At 35.0% G+C, this 16,241-nt stretch carries 18 protein-coding genes; 12 read left to right on the top strand and 6 right to left on the bottom strand.

Translation table 11 applies throughout. The features are described from left to right. Positions 1–62 precede the first annotated feature (62 nt). The gene (locus M947_RS16910; RefSeq protein WP_021287260.1) at positions 63–1,280 is read right to left on the bottom strand and encodes a diguanylate cyclase domain-containing protein; all 1,218 of its coding nucleotides are present in this window, start codon (positions 1,278–1,280) and stop codon (positions 63–65) included. Positions 1,281–1,477: 197 nt separating this feature from the next. Here M947_RS16910 and M947_RS16905 point away from each other — a divergent pair, with 197 nt between their 5' ends. From M947_RS16905 to M947_RS16850, 12 genes are all read left to right on the top strand, one after another. Beyond that, positions 1,478–2,152 carry a Crp/Fnr family transcriptional regulator gene (locus M947_RS16905; protein ID WP_021287258.1) on the top strand — a complete coding sequence of 225 codons (675 nt, stop codon included), beginning with the start codon at positions 1,478–1,480 and terminating at the stop codon, positions 2,150–2,152. After that, complete coding sequence (locus M947_RS16900) at positions 2,149–3,159, top strand: type IV pili methyl-accepting chemotaxis transducer N-terminal domain-containing protein (protein ID WP_021287257.1); 1,011 nt, start codon at positions 2,149–2,151, stop codon at positions 3,157–3,159. The genes M947_RS16905 and M947_RS16900 overlap by 4 nt, the downstream gene beginning before the upstream one ends. Positions 3,160–3,363: 204 nt before the next feature. After that, a complete protein-coding gene (gene napA, locus M947_RS16895) occupies positions 3,364–6,177 on the top strand; it encodes a nitrate reductase catalytic subunit NapA (RefSeq protein WP_021287256.1) in 2,814 nt (937 codons plus the stop codon). A 27-nt stretch (positions 6,178–6,204) separates the two neighbouring features. Continuing rightward, positions 6,205–7,020: a ferredoxin-type protein NapG gene (napG, locus tag M947_RS16890; protein ID WP_021287255.1), complete on the top strand. Its 816-nt coding sequence runs from the start codon at positions 6,205–6,207 to the stop codon at positions 7,018–7,020. After that, positions 7,020–7,850: a quinol dehydrogenase ferredoxin subunit NapH gene (gene napH, locus M947_RS16885; RefSeq protein WP_021287254.1), complete on the top strand. Its 831-nt coding sequence runs from the start codon at positions 7,020–7,022 to the stop codon at positions 7,848–7,850. Before napG ends, napH begins: the two co-directional genes overlap by 1 nt. A 1-nt stretch (position 7,851) precedes the next feature. Then, positions 7,852–8,517, top strand: coding sequence for a nitrate reductase cytochrome c-type subunit (locus M947_RS16880; RefSeq protein ID WP_021287253.1), 666 nt, complete (start codon positions 7,852–7,854; stop codon positions 8,515–8,517). A gap of 7 nt (positions 8,518–8,524) precedes the next feature. Beyond that, positions 8,525–9,034, top strand: coding sequence for a ferredoxin-type protein NapF (locus M947_RS16875; protein ID WP_021287252.1), 510 nt, complete (start codon positions 8,525–8,527; stop codon positions 9,032–9,034). Continuing rightward, on the top strand, positions 9,024–9,977 hold the full coding sequence (locus M947_RS16870; protein ID WP_021287251.1) for a WD40 repeat domain-containing protein: 954 nt from the start codon (positions 9,024–9,026) through the stop codon (positions 9,975–9,977). The genes M947_RS16875 and M947_RS16870 overlap by 11 nt, the downstream gene beginning before the upstream one ends. A gap of 10 nt (positions 9,978–9,987) precedes the next feature. After that, on the top strand, positions 9,988–10,443 hold the full coding sequence (locus tag M947_RS16865; RefSeq protein ID WP_021287250.1) for a PAS domain-containing protein: 456 nt from the start codon (positions 9,988–9,990) through the stop codon (positions 10,441–10,443). Between the two features lies 1 nt (position 10,444). Further along, on the top strand, positions 10,445–10,840 hold the full coding sequence (locus M947_RS16860) for a chaperone NapD (protein ID WP_021287249.1): 396 nt from the start codon (positions 10,445–10,447) through the stop codon (positions 10,838–10,840). Continuing rightward, positions 10,841–11,116, top strand: coding sequence for a hypothetical protein (locus M947_RS16855; RefSeq protein WP_021287248.1), 276 nt, complete (start codon positions 10,841–10,843; stop codon positions 11,114–11,116). Beyond that, positions 11,113–11,544, top strand: a complete 432-nt coding sequence (locus M947_RS16850) for a hypothetical protein (protein ID WP_021287247.1) — start codon at positions 11,113–11,115, stop codon at positions 11,542–11,544. The genes M947_RS16855 and M947_RS16850 overlap by 4 nt, the downstream gene beginning before the upstream one ends. A 71-nt stretch (positions 11,545–11,615) precedes the next feature. Here the strand turns inward: M947_RS16850 and M947_RS16845 are convergent, their stop codons facing one another. Genes M947_RS16845 through M947_RS16825 form a run of 5 tightly spaced genes read right to left on the bottom strand, consistent with a single transcriptional unit; the run spans position 11,616 to position 16,233 of the window. Next, on the bottom strand, positions 11,616–12,902 hold the full coding sequence (locus M947_RS16845; protein ID WP_021287246.1) for an aminopeptidase P family protein: 1,287 nt from the start codon (positions 12,900–12,902) through the stop codon (positions 11,616–11,618). Then, positions 12,899–13,498, bottom strand: a complete 600-nt coding sequence (locus M947_RS16840; protein WP_021287245.1) for an ABC-type transport auxiliary lipoprotein family protein — start codon at positions 13,496–13,498, stop codon at positions 12,899–12,901. Before M947_RS16840 ends, M947_RS16845 begins: the two co-directional genes overlap by 4 nt. Further along, entirely contained in the window at positions 13,498–14,460 is a 963-nt protein-coding gene (locus M947_RS16835) for an MlaD family protein (protein WP_021287244.1), read from the bottom strand. Before M947_RS16835 ends, M947_RS16840 begins: the two co-directional genes overlap by 1 nt. Continuing rightward, positions 14,450–15,193, bottom strand: a complete 744-nt coding sequence (locus tag M947_RS16830; RefSeq protein WP_021287243.1) for an ABC transporter ATP-binding protein — start codon at positions 15,191–15,193, stop codon at positions 14,450–14,452. Before M947_RS16830 ends, M947_RS16835 begins: the two co-directional genes overlap by 11 nt. Further along, on the bottom strand, positions 15,193–16,233 hold the full coding sequence (locus M947_RS16825; RefSeq protein WP_021287242.1) for an MlaE family ABC transporter permease: 1,041 nt from the start codon (positions 16,231–16,233) through the stop codon (positions 15,193–15,195). The genes M947_RS16830 and M947_RS16825 overlap by 1 nt, the downstream gene beginning before the upstream one ends. Between the last annotated feature and the right edge of the window lie 8 nt (positions 16,234–16,241).

The following is a 16,241-nucleotide window of genomic DNA, read 5'->3' as shown; positions in this document are numbered from 1 at the left end:
ATCTTAAAAAATATAATTTATTGATAATAATGCCATATTAACAAATAACTTTAACTTATAACCTATTCAATCTTAGCCACATTTGTAGTAATAACATAACTGTCTCTTCCATTTTCTTTTGCTTTATATAGCATTTCATCGGCTCTCATCATGAGGATATCAACATCTAGGTTTTCATCAGCTTGAGAGCACACTACGCCTATGGAGATGGTCAGAAACTCACCTGCTTTACTGGTTTCATGTTTTATTCCTCTTTTCTTTACGCTTTGACAAATCTCTTTTGCAAGAGAAGCACTGTTTGACTCATCTATGTCTGTAAGTATGGCACCGAACTCTTCTCCTCCTAGCCTAAAGACAAAATCACTTGGCCGTTTCAAGGTATCTTTTAAAACTTTAGCCACACTCTTTAGTGCAAAATCGCCTTTTACATGTCCATAAGTATCATTATACTGCTTAAAGTAGTCTATGTCCATCATCATAAAAGTTATGTAGGATTTTGTCCTTTTTGCTCTTTTTAACTCTCTATCATAAACAAAGTTGAAATACCTTCGGTTGTGAAGAGTTGTTAGTACATCTGTATAGGAGACATTTTCAAGTTTTTTGTTTGCCTTTTGTAGATTTTTAGTAGCAATCTCTAGCCTCGTATGGTCTTTTTGGATACTTTTAAAAACATAATAAGAGATGATTAGAACTCCAACAATTGTAAGACTTAAAATGATTCCTACATTTAAAATTAGCTTATCATATACTGATAAAAATCTTTTTCTTTCATACTTTGCAAGCTCAATCTCATAGTTTATAAGTTTTTTTATAATGTTGTGAATATGTTCTACTCTAGCTTCAAAGTTCTCCATCACAAGGCTATCTAGCGATATATTAAAAGTCATTTTCTTAAAAAAATCATTTGTAGCTGCTATCTCAATAGCTGCATACTCTACATATTGCAACTCATAATCTCTCTTAAAATGAGACTCGTATCGCTTCCACTCTGACTCTATATTTGAGATGGCTTCTTTTATCTGTATGCCTGCTAGTTCTTGACTCATTTGAGAGTTTTTTACTTTATAGATGGTATTTGAGACTTTTCCATGATAGACTTGAAGTATGTTGTTTAGCTCAATGACTGGGACGAAAGAGCCGAAGTATATAGTATCAAGATTTTTTTTCACTGAAGCAGTGTTAAAATACCCCATAATACCGATTATAATTAACCCCAATGTGATAAATATAAAAAGAAACAAAAGCTTACTTCTTAACTTTAGTGCCTCAATAAACTCCATTAAAATCCCATACTATATTATTTATTGTTTATAGATGGTATAGCAATTTTTATACCATTAATTTTATGCTAAAATACCTGCAATATATCATGCGAGGTAGATTCCGTGACAAAAAGAAAATTTAAAAACAGACGAATCAAAGAGATAGTAACAAGCATAGAAGAAGAGAATTTTATATCTAAAGAGCTTTTGAAGAAATGATTGCACAAGAAAAACTCGAACTTATCAAAAAGCTAAGTCTCTTTAAATCTTTAAGCATTGAGCAGGTTGAAGATATAAGAGAGATTTCATCTATCATAGAGTATCCAAAGGGCTCAATTCTTTACTATGAAAACGATTCGTATAACAAGATTTTCTTCTTAATCTCAGGTGTTTTAAAAGTCTACAAAATAGATAAATTTGAAAATGAGATATTTTTATATCATATACATAAAAGCTCTTTAATCTCTGAACTTACTAGTCTAGAGGACAACTCCATCTATTGCTACTCTAACTCTGAATTTATGGAAGATAGTGTTGTTTTAGAAGTTGATTTTGCGGAGTTTAAAAAGAGATTTTTATCTAAAAACATTCTTAATGATGAGTTTATAAATGAGATCCTGCTTAAGACTCATCAGCTTCACTGCGTCGTAAATAGAGAGCTTGTCTTTGATGCAACTGCTAAAGTTGCTTATATGCTTAGTGATGATTTAGAGATGTTTAACTCTCTAAAGCGCCAAGATGTCTCTTTTATGTTGCATATTCAGCCTGAAACTCTCTCAAGAGTATTAAATAAACTAAAAAGAAGCCACATCATAGAAGTAGAAAATGCGGTGGTATCTATTATAAATCAAGAAAAATTAAATAATATCTATAGGGGAGATATGTTATGAAAAAAGTTACAAGTATAAGCACAAAGATAAAAGTACTAGGGGCGCTGCTTATTGCTTTAATGCTTAGTGTTATCGCTATCACTATATATTTAAATCAACAAAATCAAAAAGATGCACTCATTATAAATATTGCTGGTAAACAAAGAATGCTTACACAAAAAATGGCAAAAAATGTTTTTTACATTCATTACAGTTCTAACAAAGACTTTTATGAGTTAAACTCCGCAATTGATGAATTTATCGAGGGTTTAAATATTTTAAGAAATGGAGATTCAGTTAAGAAAATCTATCCAGTTCCAACATATCAAATCTCACTACAACATACAGAGGTAAATGCGCTCTGGGATGACTTTTACAAAAATATACAAAACTTTAAGCTTTTTACAAACTCAAATGTAGATAGAAGTGCAGAACTCGAAGAGATTGTCACTACAATATATAGAGACAACACAAAACTACTTGATAATGTTGACAAACTAGTCACAATGTACACAGACTATAGTGAAAATAAAACAAACTTTATAAAAACATTTCAATATGCGGCAGGGGCTACACTTCTCTTACTTTTTATATACTCTTTGTTGCAACTTCGCTCCATCGAATCTCATGTGGAAGCCATTATGCAGTACTCCAAAAAACTTATAAGCAGCAAAGATATAACAAAGCTCGAACCCATAGAGATAACGGCTGAAAGTGAAACTGAAATACTAGAAGCCAGTGATACTATAAACTGTTTTATTCAAAAGATAAACTCCGCCATGGACTACTCAAATGAAGCCCTTTTACAATCTGAGAGAGCATCTTCGAAACTTGAAGAACTAACTGATGAGTTTGACTCCATCATAGATGAACTAAAAGATAAATCTTTGACAAATAAACATCTTAACAATAGTGAAGATATAGTTATAGAGTCAACAGAGGAGCTTATAAACTCTACTAGAAAACTATCTAACTTAAAATTAGAACTTGAAAAACTTACAAAGAGTTGTCAAGATACTCAAACATAATGTTTATTTTAAGTGCTACTTATATTCACATTTTCTTATATAAAACCAAACTTAAGACTTTTTTCTAACCATTTGACATAAGTCAAAGATTTTTTAGTCTCCAAACTGCTAGTATTAAATCGTTAATGGACACCTTAACAAAAAAAGTTGAGATACAGCAATTTTTAAATGCTTAGTCTTGAAGATTATAAAATAGGAGAAAATATGTCACTTTCTAGAAGAAAATTTCTTAAAAGTTCAGCGGCCGCATCTGCAGCAGCAGCTATTGGTATGAGTATACCAGCAGAACTACAAGCAGCAGCTACTAAAGCTGAGGACGACTGGAGATGGGATAAGGCAGCTTGTCGTTTTTGTGGTACCGGCTGTGGTATTATGATGGCTACAAAAGGCGGTAAAGTCGTTGCGGTCAAAGGGGACCCAGCAGCGCCGGTTAACCGTGGTCTTAACTGTATTAAAGGTTACTTTAATGCTAAGATTATGTATGGTGCAGATAGACTTACTCAGCCTCTACTTCGTGTAGATGCAAATGGTAAGTTTGATAAACAAGGTAAATTTGCCCCTGTTAGTTGGAAGAGAGCATTTGATGAGATGGAAGTTCACATCAAAAAAGCACTAAAAGCAAGTGGTCCTGAGGGTGTTGGTGTATTTGCATCTGGACAATACACTGTTATGGAAGGTTATGCTGCTCAAAAGATGATGAAGGGTGGATTCCGCTCAAATGCAATTGACCCTAATGCTCGTCACTGTATGGCATCAGCAGTTGTTGGTTTTTACCAAACTTTTGGTATTGATGAACCATCTGGTTGTTATGATGATATTGAGCTAACAGATACAGTTGTATCTTGGGGTTCAAATATGGCAGAGATGCATCCGATCCTATGGTCTCGTGTAACTGATAGAAAACTATCAGACCCTGAGAGAGTAAAAGTTATAAATATCTCTACTTATAGACACAGAACTTCGGATCTAGCAGATGAAGAGATAATCTTTACTCCAAATACAGATCTCGCTCTTTGGAACTACATAGCTAGAGAGATTGTATATAACAATCCTGAAGCTATTGATTGGGATTTTGTTAAAAAACATATAGTCTTTTGTGCATCGCCTGTAAATATGGGTTATGGTATGAGAAGAGAGGGTGAAAAAGCACTTAAAGAGGGTAAATATACAGCTCTTGAGATGGAGACTATTGATAAAGAGATGAAAAAGACTGTCTCTGCAGCTGAAGCACCTGCACTTAAACCATACGGTTATAAAGAGGGTGATGTTATGAAAAATGAGCCTGCTGGGCTAAAACACTGGCACATCAGTTTTGAAGAGTATAAAAAATTCTTAGAACCATATACACTTGATTATGTAGCAAAAATCTCAAAAGGTAACCCTGATGAAGATATAAATGAGTTTAAAAGAAAATTACAATTATTAGCTGACCTATATATTGAAAAAGATAGAAAAGTTGTATCTTTTTGGACAATGGGAATGAACCAACATACTCGTGGAACATGGGTAAATACACTTTCTTACAATGTTCACTTTTTGTTAAACAAGCAGGCTAAGCCAGGTTCTGGTGCATTTAGTTTAACTGGACAACCATCAGCTTGTGGTACTGCTCGTGAGGTTGGAACTTTCTGTCACAGACTACCAGCAGATATGATGGTAGCAAATCCAAAACATAGAGAAATCACTGAAAACAGATGGAAAATTCCAAATGGAACATTAAACCCTGTAGGTAACCAACACATCATGAAAATCCATCGTGATATAGAAGATGGTGTTATTAAATTTGCATGGGTAAATGTTTGTAACCCTTACCAAGATTCTGCATCAGCATCTCACTGGATTAAAGCGGCTCGTGAAATGGATAACTTTATAGTTACTTCTGATGGATACCCTGGTATTAGTGCAAAAGTTTCAGACCTTATCCTGCCTTCTGCTATGATTTATGAGAAATGGGGAGCTTATGGTAATGCAGAGCGTCGTACTCAACACTGGAGACAACAAGTTATCCCAGTTGGAGATGCTATGAGTGATACTTGGCAATGGGTTGAGTTATCAAAAAGATTTACAGTTGGTGATGTTTGGGGTGCGCAACCACTTCGTGGTGGCAAATCACTTCCAGATGTAAGACAAGCAGCTTATGCTATGGGTTATACAGATAACACAACTATGTATGAGATTCTTTTTGCAAACAAAGAGGCTAAGTCTTATAAAATCGACCTAAACTCATTCCCACAAGCTGGATATGATAACTCTGAGTGTAATGGCGATCATAGAAACGTTGTTGGCTCTGATGGTAAAGTCTTTAAAGGTTACGGCTTTATGATTCATGAGTATCTTTTTGAAGAGTATGCTTCATTTGGTCGCGGACACGCACATGACCTTGCAGACTTTACAACTTACCATAAAGTTCGTGGACTTAAGTGGCCTGTGGTTGATGGTAAAGAGACTCAGTGGAGATTTAACACTCAGTACGATCCATATGCAGCAAAAGCCAATAAAGAAGCGGGAACTAATAACTCTCATGCATTCTATGGCCCACTAGCTAAGAGTCTTGCACAAGGTGATCTACTAGGTATTAAAGATAAGACAAAACAAGGTCTTAAAAACAAAGCTAAGATTTTTGCTCGCCCATATATGGATCCTCCAGAAGTTCCAGATGCAAACTACGACACTTGGTTATGTACGGGTCGCGTTTTAGAGCACTGGCATTCAGGAACTATGACTATGCGTGTACCTGAGCTTTTCCGTGCTGTTCCAGAAGCACTATGTTATATGCACCCACAAGATGCGAAAGACAAAGGCTTAAAACAAGGTTCTCTTGCATGGGTTGAATCTCGTCGTGGTAGAGTAAAAGCTAGAGTTGAGACTCGTGGTAGAAATAGACCATCTCGCGGACTTGTGTTTGTTCCATGGTTTGACGAAAAAGTATTTATCAATAAAGTTTGTCTTGATGCTACTTGTCCACAATCTAAACAGACAGACTTTAAAAAATGTGCGGTAAAGATTTACCAAGCATAACAAAAATAGAGAGAGGGAAGTATCGTTTTGAGCGAAAACAGACCTAACATTAAGAAGAAGAGACAACCAGTAAGTGATAGACGAAAATTTATCTTAAATATGGCTCGTGGCGCAGGACTTGCTGCCATGGGTGGATTTATATGGAGTGCATATATTGATGAAGTTACGGCTTCAACTCTACTACTTCGTCCACCTGGAGCCATAAAAGAAGAGGACTTTTTGAAGACTTGTATCAAGTGTGGGCTCTGCGTTATTGCATGTCCATATGATACTCTAATGCTTGCTAAGCCAGGAGATAACAAACCTTTAGGAACACCTTATTTTATACCTAGAGATATACCCTGTTATATGTGTCCAGATATTCCTTGTGTACCAGTATGTCCTACTGGTGCATTGGATGAAGCTAGTGTTACAACTGATGGCGTACTAGATATAAACATCGCAGAGATGGGATTAGCTGTGGTTGATGCCGATAGTTGTATAGCTTTTTGGGGAATACAATGTGATGCTTGTTATAGAGCTTGCCCTATTTTAGGCGAAGCTATAACTATTGAATATGAAAAAAATGAGAGAACAGGTAAACACGCTTTTATGAAACCTGTAGTACATAGTGAGGCTTGTACTGGATGTGGTCTTTGTGAGAGAGCTTGTGTAACTGAAAAACCAGCTATTTTTGTGTTGCCTCGCGAAACCGCAATGGGTAGAGCTGGAGACTACTATATCAAAGGTTGGGATAAAGATGATGAGAAGCGGCTCGAAGATGCTTCAGAGATCAAAACTACAACTGAGATTAGTAATCAGAGTGCAATGGACTCTCTAAATGATGCGGGGGATTTATACTAATGGCTACGCTATGGAATAATTATAGATACCTCATCTTAAGAAGAGCCACGCAAGTTGGTTTATTAGTTTTGTACTTTGGTGCAAATGCTTGGGGGTGGACTATCCTTATGGGGAACCTTAGTTCATCTAAAGTTTTAGGAGTCATTCCTTTGAGTGATCCATATGCGGCTCTTCAGATGTTAGCAGCTGGAGCAGTACTAGCAGCGGATTTGCTTATAGGGGTAGCAATTTTAACACTATTTTATTTTCTTATAGGCGGTCGAGCTTTTTGTAGCTGGGTTTGCCCCGTAAATATAATAACTGATAGTGCTAATTTTCTAAGAAGAAGACTAGATTTTGATCGTGTTCAGGGTATTAAACAACCAGCTTCTAGAAATATACGATATTGGGTATTGGCTCTTAGCCTTATCATTTCAGTGGTTATGGGTGTAACAGCCTTTGAGTTTTTATCGCCCATATCTATGGTTCATAGAGGTATTGTTTTTGGTTTAGGTTTTGGTTGGGCAGCAATGCTTATCATCTTTCTTTTTGATCTATTTGTCCTAAAAAATGGTTGGTGCGGACATATCTGCCCACTAGGTGGATTTTACTCCATCTTAGGAAAGTTTAGTCTTATTAGAGTACATCATACACAAGAAAACTGTACTCTATGTATGAAGTGTAAAGTTGTTTGTCCTGAGCGTCAAGTACTACATATGATAGGCAAAGAGAGTTTGCCAGTACTTATGGGAGAATGCACAAATTGTGCTAGATGCATAGAAGTGTGTGATGATGATGCTCTTGGATTTTCGATAAGAAATACATTAAAAAATAAAAAAACGGGAGAGTAAAATGAAATTATTAAGCAAAGTAACAGTTGGTTTATTTACAGCAACGCTTCTATTTGTTGGCTGTGGCAATGATGTTAAGCCGACAGCTCAAGAAACAGTTAAACCTACTATTTCAGAGGAGTCCTTAGGTCTTAGAAAGACCAATCTATATGCGGAGGGAGCTGAGACGAAAGGCCATAAGGCTAACTACTCAACAGCCCCAGCAAGTACTAGTACTAAAATCAAAAGAGCATTTCAAGATGCTCCACCAATGATTCCACATGATACTGAGGGAATGTTACCAATAACTATAAATGATAACCAATGTACAGGGTGTCATATGCCAGAAGTTGCTGAATCTATGGGAGCTACACCACTTCCGAGTTCACACTTTATGAACTTTAGACCAGATACGGGTATGACTGCTGATGGCGTTATGACTAAAAACGGTAAAATTCTTAAAAACACTACTAGTGAGACTAGAGAAGATATCTCTATAAAATCAACTGGAGGTCACCTAGCAGGTGCTAGATTTAACTGTTCACAGTGTCACGCTCCACAATCAGGAGATGATTTAGCAGTTAAAAATACTTTTGAGCCTGAGTACACAAAGCAAGATGGTGCAAGTGCATCTAGTTGGAGTGGAACAAAATTAATGGAGGGCTTAGATACTGTTAATGGTATCTAATTCTTAAATGCAAAGGAGAGAGCTTTTTAGCTTTCTCTCTTCATCCATAAAAGGACAAGAGAGAAAAACAAAAGAAATCATACTCAGACCTCCATACTACGAGGATTTATCTCTTTTTCATAAAGAGTGCATAGAGTGCGAGGCGCCCTGCATGGCTGTTTGTGAAGAAGACATTATAAAAATAGCAAGTGATAAAACTCCATATTTAGACTTTTTAGAAAGTGGTTGTACTTACTGCGATGAGTGTGCAACAGCTTGTCCGCATGAAGTCTTAAAACTAGAGTTCAAAAAAATAATAGATGCAGATGTTATAATAAACAAAACTAAATGTATTAGCTGGGAGGGGGTCATGTGTTTTTCATGTAAAGACCCTTGTTTAGAAGATGCTATAGAGTTTAAAGCCATGTTTATGCCAAGCATTGATATGAGCAAATGCACAGCTTGTGGATTTTGTATAGGCAGATGCCCAACTTACGCCATAGAGATAGAGTCAAAAAAGGAAAAAGATGTTTTATAAACTTCTAATAGTTATGTTACTAATTGGTAATCTCCATGCTGTAAAGATAAATGAGCCGACGCAGAGCATGCAAACAAGTGGTTTTGTAGTAGATTTAGTAGAGCATGATGGCAAGCTCTATTGTGCAACTGATGCGAGCAGTGTTGATATTTTTGATCTTGAGACTAAAGAGCTACTCAAAAAGATAAAAGTATCACAAATAACAGACTTTATGGGAGATATCATAGACTCTAAAATCTACTCTGTAGATGTGATTGGTGACATGGTTATGATTTTATCACAAGCTAAAAAAGGTGCTAGAAGAGTTCATATATACAGAGATAAAAAACTCGAACTTATCATTCCTTATACTGATGGGCTTTTTATTGCAAAAGCAAAATTTTTAGATAAAGACACTCTGCTACTAGGTCTCTTAAGTAATGAAATCATCTCATATGATATAAAAAATAAAAAGCAAAATTATAAGACCCAAATATCACAATCAAAGTTTTCTGATTTTGTTCTTATAGATGATAAAACTAGAGTGGTTATAGCAGATGAGAGTGGTAACTTAAAAATACACAAGACAAAAGATGGATCATTTGTCAAAATGCTAAGTGGTCAAAACTTAGATAATGTTTTTCAAGTAGATAGCCAAAAGGGTATCGTAGTTACTGCTGGACAAGATAGAAAAACAGTAGTTTACAACCTAAACAATGGCTCAAATTTCTATAAAATGGCTGAATTTCTTATCTATAGTGTAGCTATCTCGCCTAATGCTCAATTAGTTGCGTATTCCAATGATGAGCAAAACAATGTAGAAGTCTTTAAAATCTCTACACATAGTAGTATTGGTCATTTTGGAGGGAACAAAGGAACTATTTCAAAAATTCTTTTTTTAAATGAAAAAGAATTTTTTATAGGTAGTGATTCAACAACTCTAAACTACTATAAAATCAATTAAAAGGATGAGCATGCAATACAACGAAAGTGAGTTTTTGTTTGAGACTGAGGTTCCCTTAGAAGAGATAATCATCTCAAGAACTGACTTAGATGGAAATATCACATATGCAAATGAGACATTTTGCGAGATAAGTGGATATGAAGAAGATGAGCTTCTAGGAAAACCTCACAGTATTGTAAGGCATCCAGATATGCCAAGCATTGTTTTTAGTGAGTTGTGGGAGGCTCTTCATAACGGTGAGCAGTGGAGAGGTGTTATCAAAAATTTGCGAAAGGACAAAGGCTACTACTGGGTTGAGGCTATTGTCTCTGGAGTTTTTAAAGATGGTAAATTAGTTGAATACAAATCTATTAGAAGCCCGATTAGTCGAGACGAAAAGTTCAAATATCAAAGATTGTATGATAAAATGCGCGAAGAAAACGGCGAAAACATAAGAAAAATCATTTATGAAAAAAAAGGAAAATAGTATGAATATATCAAGTATAGTAGTTAAGTGTCTACCAAAATATCTAGAAGAAGTTGTAGAGAGTCTAAAGAGTTGTGAGGTTTGTGATTATCACCTGCATGATGAAATAGGAAGAATAATTATTACTATAGAAGGCACGGGCGTTGAAGAGGAGTTGAAAAAACTCTCAGTCATAGAGGCTATTCCTCATGTAATATCTGCTGATATGCAGATGGCTTATAGTGAAGATGAACTAGATGCTCATATGGAAGTTATAAACAATGCAGACGTGGTTCCAAAAATGCTAAATGATGACAATATAGATCCAAGAAATATAGTTTATAATGGCGACTTAAAGAAAAAAGATTTGGAGAGTTTTGCAAAGAGTTTTACTGATACTTCAAGAGGAGTAAAGTAAATGAGCGTAATCTTCGAGGCGGTTATAAAAGTTGATGAAAAGCTAGACTGGTATATTGTGCTAAAAGACACTGTAGTTGGGAGGAGTCACAACTGCTTAGATATGGATGAGTTTTTACAAAAAATAGAAGATTTTGGTGCTGATTATGGTGGTCATATTGATGAAGTTAAATGGAGCAAAGATGACAACGTCTCTCCACAAGCTATGGATGAAATAAGACTTCTTATGGCTAAGCACCAACAAGAGATAGAAGATGCAAAGGAACAAAAAAGTTGATTGCAAAGGCTATAAACACAGATAAATATTATGAACACCAAGAGATAGAAGCACATCTTAAAAATGTAGAGTATATAATTATGGCAACGCCTGCACCTAGCCATTTTATTGATACTCCCATTCACTTTACTATCTTTTTAAACACTAGTGATGAGTTACCAAAAGATATAAAAGATGCAGTTTTTGAGAAGTTTTTAAAGGAAAACAGTATCAAAAACCCTAAAGAGATTATGAGTCAGCTTATGTCAGTAGGTTTTTCTATGAGTCAACAAGATACGGCCATGCCACTACTTTTAGTCAAACCAGAAGACCAGCGAAGTATCCCTTATGCTCTTATGCATGTAATGGACTTTTTAGCTGATAGTGATGGGTTTATAGAGACAAAAGAGCATAAACTTACAGGTTGGAGTTACAAGTATAACTCTTAGCCAGAGAGTCTTAAAACCAGGGATAAAGGCTTTTAGGAGCTAATCAATGGCACATTTTCCACTGTGGGGCTTTAAAGCTTACAAGTTCTGCGACTCATTGTCTCTATCTCCTCTACACTCTTTACTATTTTTTTTGATAGATTTTTATGAGAGTTTTTAGTGACTTGTATATCATCTTCTATGCGGATTCCAATCCCACGAAACCTCTTTGGCACACTCTTATCATCCTTGCTTATATAGATTCCCGGCTCTATCGTTAAAACCATATTTTTTCTCAAAGGTATCTCTTTTTTATTTTCATCAAAATAGGGTGCCGCGTCATGAACATCTAGTCCCATCCAGTGACCTATTCCATGTGGATAGTATTTTTTATGTTTTAATCTTTTTATAAGTTTGTCTCTCTTACCACTAATGATGCCAAGTTTTATCATTCCATCTACAAGTAAAATTTCTGCTTTTTTCTGCAATTCACTTCTTAAAACTTTAGGTTTTATCATCTTTATAACTTGTTTTTGAGTATCTAAAACTAACTCATAAAGCTCTTTTTGAGCCTTTGTATACTTACCATCTACGGGAATTGTTCTTGTGATATCACTCGCATAGTACTCATACTCACACCCAGCATCTATAAGTATAAGCTCTCTATTTTTTAACTCTTTATTATTTGAAATGTAATGAAGGGTGTTTGCATTATCTGCGCAGGCGACTACGGAAGTGTAAGCATCGCTATAGGCTCCATTTTTTTTAAATGTGTACTCTATTTTTGCAAGAAGATCGCTTTCTCCTCTGTTATCTTTGTTAAATTTCATCGCATTATGATGAGCTTTTTTTGTGATTTTAATAGCTTTTTTTATAAGTTTTATCTCTGCTTTTGATTTTATAAGTCTCATCTCTTTTATAAAAGGCGAGATATCATAGTGTGCATCAAAAGAGCTCTTAAGGCTCTTTTTTATCTTTGGAATTTTTTTAGAAAAATCATAATAGAGATTTTTCTTATCTTTACAAAACTCTTCGATGCTCTCTTTAAAGTTAGAACTAACCCTTACTTCATCAACTAAAAATCTCTTTTTTGCTTCAACAACTCCGAGTCTTTTGCCATTCCAAAGCTCTTCTTGTGTATCTTTTTTTTGTACAAAGAGTATTGTTTTTATTTTTTTGCTTGACTTTAAAAAAACCAAACAAGCATTGTCTTCTTTGAATCCTGTAAGATAGTAGAAGTTACTATCTTGTCTATATGGATAGTTAGTATCGTTTGAGCGAACTTTTGGCTTTGAACTTGCAAGAAGTGTAACCGAATTATTTAAAAGTTTTTTTGCTAATTTTTCTCTTCTTTTTTTATACTCACTCTCTTTTATCATAAACAAACTCCACTAAGAAAATCTAAACTTTCATCTATAATCTCTCCAAGTGCAGTATCTAGAGCTTCAACTCCACCAGCTGCATCTAGGCTTTTAACATCTTTTTTTGCACTAAAACTTTTGGTAGCCATGGTTTTGTTTGTTTTTGCATCTATAAGGGTAAAACAAATAGCTATATTAACATAAGATGCACTCAAATCATCACTGTAATACTGCATAAAGTCTTGTATATTTATCTCTAATATCAAATCACTCTTGTTCCTTGATTTTGCATTATGTACACTATCAAATATCTTTGCATCTCTTAGAGCTGAAAATATTTGTGATGATATCTCTTGGTTTGGTGAGTTGTTCCATCGTGACTGAGAGTATGAGTAGATTTTATGTCTGTCTTGCATATAGTTCATCTCTAACGTCATAAGCGAGTTTGAGCTAAAAGCTGAGGATACCTTTAAAGACTTGTCTTTGCAAGAGTTGGGATAGTTTTTTGAACTGAAATCTTTTAAAGATAGTCTATACTCAGTAATAGCTGGCCTTGTGATGGAACAACCTGAGAGTAAAAACATCAGTATAGCTATAAGATAGATTTTTTTCATCATTTTTCTCCTGGACCTTTTTTAATCTCTTCTTTCATAAAGAGTATATCGCTTGGACTTCTCTCATATTGATTTAGTGTCTCTTTTAGCCTAATAATAAGATACTCAAATTCAAGGAATGCGTTGTTTACAGTTGGAACTACATCACTAGTTATATCTTTTAGATTAAACTCGCCATTTTCGATTGCTTTTTTAAACTTATACATAGCCTCTTCAATACCAAGATAACTGTTCATAATAGACTCTAAAGAGCTAGAGATTTTATCTTCCCACTCTATGCTATTATCTATAAGTTTATCAACTTTTGGCATCATCAAGTCTAGTTTTTCAGATGCACTATTTAGGTTTTTAAGTGATGAGTGAAGGTTGACTATTGCCTCCTCACTCATAAGTCTGTCCATCTTTTTCATAAAAGATGCACTTGACTCTAGTATAGATGTTATCTCTTTTTGGTTTTTCTCATCTAGCAATCTTTCTGCCCTGCTTAGAATTATAGATAGTTTTGTTGAGACACTTCCAAATGACTCTTCAAGCTTCTCTAAGAATGATGACTCAGCCTTTATAACTGGATACTCTTCACCCTCTTTTGCAACAAGCCTTGGAGAGTCCTTATCGCCTAAACTAAGATTTATATAGCTAAGTCCTGTAATTCCTTGAGATGTAAGTTTTGCCACTGTGGTCTCTTTTATAGGAGTAGTCTTTAAGATGGTTACCTGCACTTCAACTTGCTCGGAATCTTTTGGATTTATCCTAAGTCCTGTAACTTTACCTACATCTATGCCTCTAAATTTTACAGCCGAATCTATATTTAGACCCAAAACAGACTCATTAAAGAGTATATTGTACTTTTGTGTATCTTCATCCATTGTTGGCTTTAGCAACCAGTAAGTAAAGGCACTCATCAAAGTAACACCAAAAAGGACTAAAAAACCAACTAGTGTATAATTTACTTTATTGTTCAAAATCGCTCCTAAAAAATGTTTTCATAAACTTATTTGTAGAGTTTTTAATATTTTTGAGATCACCCTCATAGATTATTTTTTTTTCATCTATCACAGCAACTCTGTCAAGTGTAGCATAAACGGATTGTAAATCGTGTGAAACCATCACGATACTAAGGTCAAGCAAGTCTCTAAGTTTAAGTATCAAAGCGTCAAATTCTCTAGCTGAGATTGGGTCAAGTCCACTTGTTGGCTCATCTAAAAAAAGTAGTTTTGGATCCATTGCCAGCGCACGGGCAAGAGCTGACTTTTTCTTCATACCACCACTTATCTGTGATGGATACAGGTGTGCATCGCTTGATTTTAATCCAACAAGATTTATCTTAAATTTAACCACTTCATCTATCATTTTTTGCGAAAGATCTGTATACTCTCTTAATGGTAGTGAGATATTTTCTTTGATATTTAGAGATGAAAATAGGGCCCCTGCTTGAAATAAAACGCCCCACTCACTTCTTAGTTTTTGTGCATCTGTGCTTGAAATTGTGCTAAGATCATGGCCTAAAACTTCTATCTTGCCACCACTAATCTCTTGGAGCATCACCATCTCTCGCAAAACGGTAGTCTTTCCACATCCAGATGGTCCAACAAGCCCATATATTTCGCCTTCATTTACTGTAATATTTAAGCCATCATGAACTACTTTTGTACCAAATACAGTTCTGACATCTCTTAATTTTATAAGGCTTTGCATCATATCCCCAGATTTGTAAATATGATAGAAAAAACTGCATCACAAATAATGACTGCAAAGATGGACTCAACTACGCTCTTTGTTGTGTTAAAACCTATACTTTGTGTATCATTTTTAACCATCAGCCCTCTATAGACTCCGATAGATGCAATCAAAAATGCAAAAAAAGGACCCTTAATCAAGCCTACAAAAAAGTGCTTTGGAGCTACTACTTCATTTAGTCTCTCTATAAAAAATGAAACAGAGATACCAAGATCAATGTATGAGACAATCATTCCACCAAGAAGTCCCATAATATCGGCTGCAAAGATAAGTAGGGGCATTGTAATCATTAGTGCTATGATTCGTGGTAAAACTAAAAAGAGATAGGGGTCAAAGCCCATAGTCTTCATTGCATCTAGCTCCTCAGTTATCTTCATAGCACCTATTTGAGCGGTAAATGCTGAGCCGCTTCTACCAGCTATAACGATGGCTGTTATCAAAGGTGCTAGCTCTCTAAATATAGAGATCCCAAGTATATCAACTATAAATATATTTGCTCCATATAGCTTTAGTTGATAGGCTGATTGATAGGCTGTTACTAGACCTATAAGAAAACTTGTTAAAGCAATAATTCCAAGAGCCTTTATTGCATTTTCATTTATCTCAAAGATTATCTCTTTATATCTTATGTTTTTTATGGATCTAAGGTAACTTAGGATTGATACAAAAACTTTACCCAAAAAGAGTATAAAAGCTAAAAACCCCTTGTAATAGCTACAAAAAACTTTGCCAAAATACTCTAGATATGTTTTGTTTATCTCTTTAACAAAGGGCTCAGATTTTTGCTTTGTACGTTTCACTAACTCTAAAGTATCTAAGATATCTTTGTTATTTGTCAGGATATTGGTTTTGATATTTTTTTGAAAAAAGTCCTCCCTAAGGGAGTTTATGAAGATAGACGCTGCAGTGTCAAAGTAGATGACGTCTTCAAAGTTAAAATCAACTTCTTTGACTCCAAAGAGGCTAATTTTGTCTATCTGTTTTTGATAAGTAGTCACAGTGTAAT

Source organism: Sulfurimonas hongkongensis, from assembly GCF_000445475.1.
Classification (GTDB): Bacteria; Campylobacterota; Campylobacteria; order Campylobacterales; family Sulfurimonadaceae; genus Sulfurimonas; species Sulfurimonas hongkongensis.
Note: the sequence above shows the minus strand (reverse complement) of the source record. Positions and strands in the feature narration are given on the sequence as shown.

Excerpts from the sequence above, each read along its gene's own strand:
- M947_RS16875 (WP_021287252.1), top strand. The coding sequence starts at position 8,525 with ATGCAAAGGAGAGAGCTTTTTAGCTTTCTCTCTTCATCCATAAAAGGA.
- M947_RS16900 (WP_021287257.1), top strand. The coding sequence starts at position 2,149 with ATGAAAAAAGTTACAAGTATAAGCACAAAGATAAAAGTACTAGGGGCG.
- M947_RS16860 (WP_021287249.1), top strand. The coding sequence starts at position 10,445 with ATGAATATATCAAGTATAGTAGTTAAGTGTCTACCAAAATATCTAGAA.
- M947_RS16840 (WP_021287245.1), bottom strand. The coding sequence starts at position 13,498 with ATGAAAAAAATCTATCTTATAGCTATACTGATGTTTTTACTCTCAGGT.
- napA (WP_021287256.1), top strand. The coding sequence starts at position 3,364 with ATGTCACTTTCTAGAAGAAAATTTCTTAAAAGTTCAGCGGCCGCATCT.
- M947_RS16905 (WP_021287258.1), top strand. The coding sequence starts at position 1,478 with ATGATTGCACAAGAAAAACTCGAACTTATCAAAAAGCTAAGTCTCTTT.
- M947_RS16855 (WP_021287248.1), top strand. The coding sequence starts at position 10,841 with ATGAGCGTAATCTTCGAGGCGGTTATAAAAGTTGATGAAAAGCTAGAC.
- napH (WP_021287254.1), top strand. The coding sequence starts at position 7,020 with ATGGCTACGCTATGGAATAATTATAGATACCTCATCTTAAGAAGAGCC.
- M947_RS16845 (WP_021287246.1), bottom strand. The coding sequence starts at position 12,902 with ATGATAAAAGAGAGTGAGTATAAAAAAAGAAGAGAAAAATTAGCAAAA.
- M947_RS16910 (WP_021287260.1), bottom strand. The coding sequence starts at position 1,280 with ATGGAGTTTATTGAGGCACTAAAGTTAAGAAGTAAGCTTTTGTTTCTT.
- M947_RS16870 (WP_021287251.1), top strand. The coding sequence starts at position 9,024 with ATGTTTTATAAACTTCTAATAGTTATGTTACTAATTGGTAATCTCCAT.
- M947_RS16830 (WP_021287243.1), bottom strand. The coding sequence starts at position 15,193 with ATGCAAAGCCTTATAAAATTAAGAGATGTCAGAACTGTATTTGGTACA.
- M947_RS16865 (WP_021287250.1), top strand. The coding sequence starts at position 9,988 with ATGCAATACAACGAAAGTGAGTTTTTGTTTGAGACTGAGGTTCCCTTA.
- M947_RS16880 (WP_021287253.1), top strand. The coding sequence starts at position 7,852 with ATGAAATTATTAAGCAAAGTAACAGTTGGTTTATTTACAGCAACGCTT.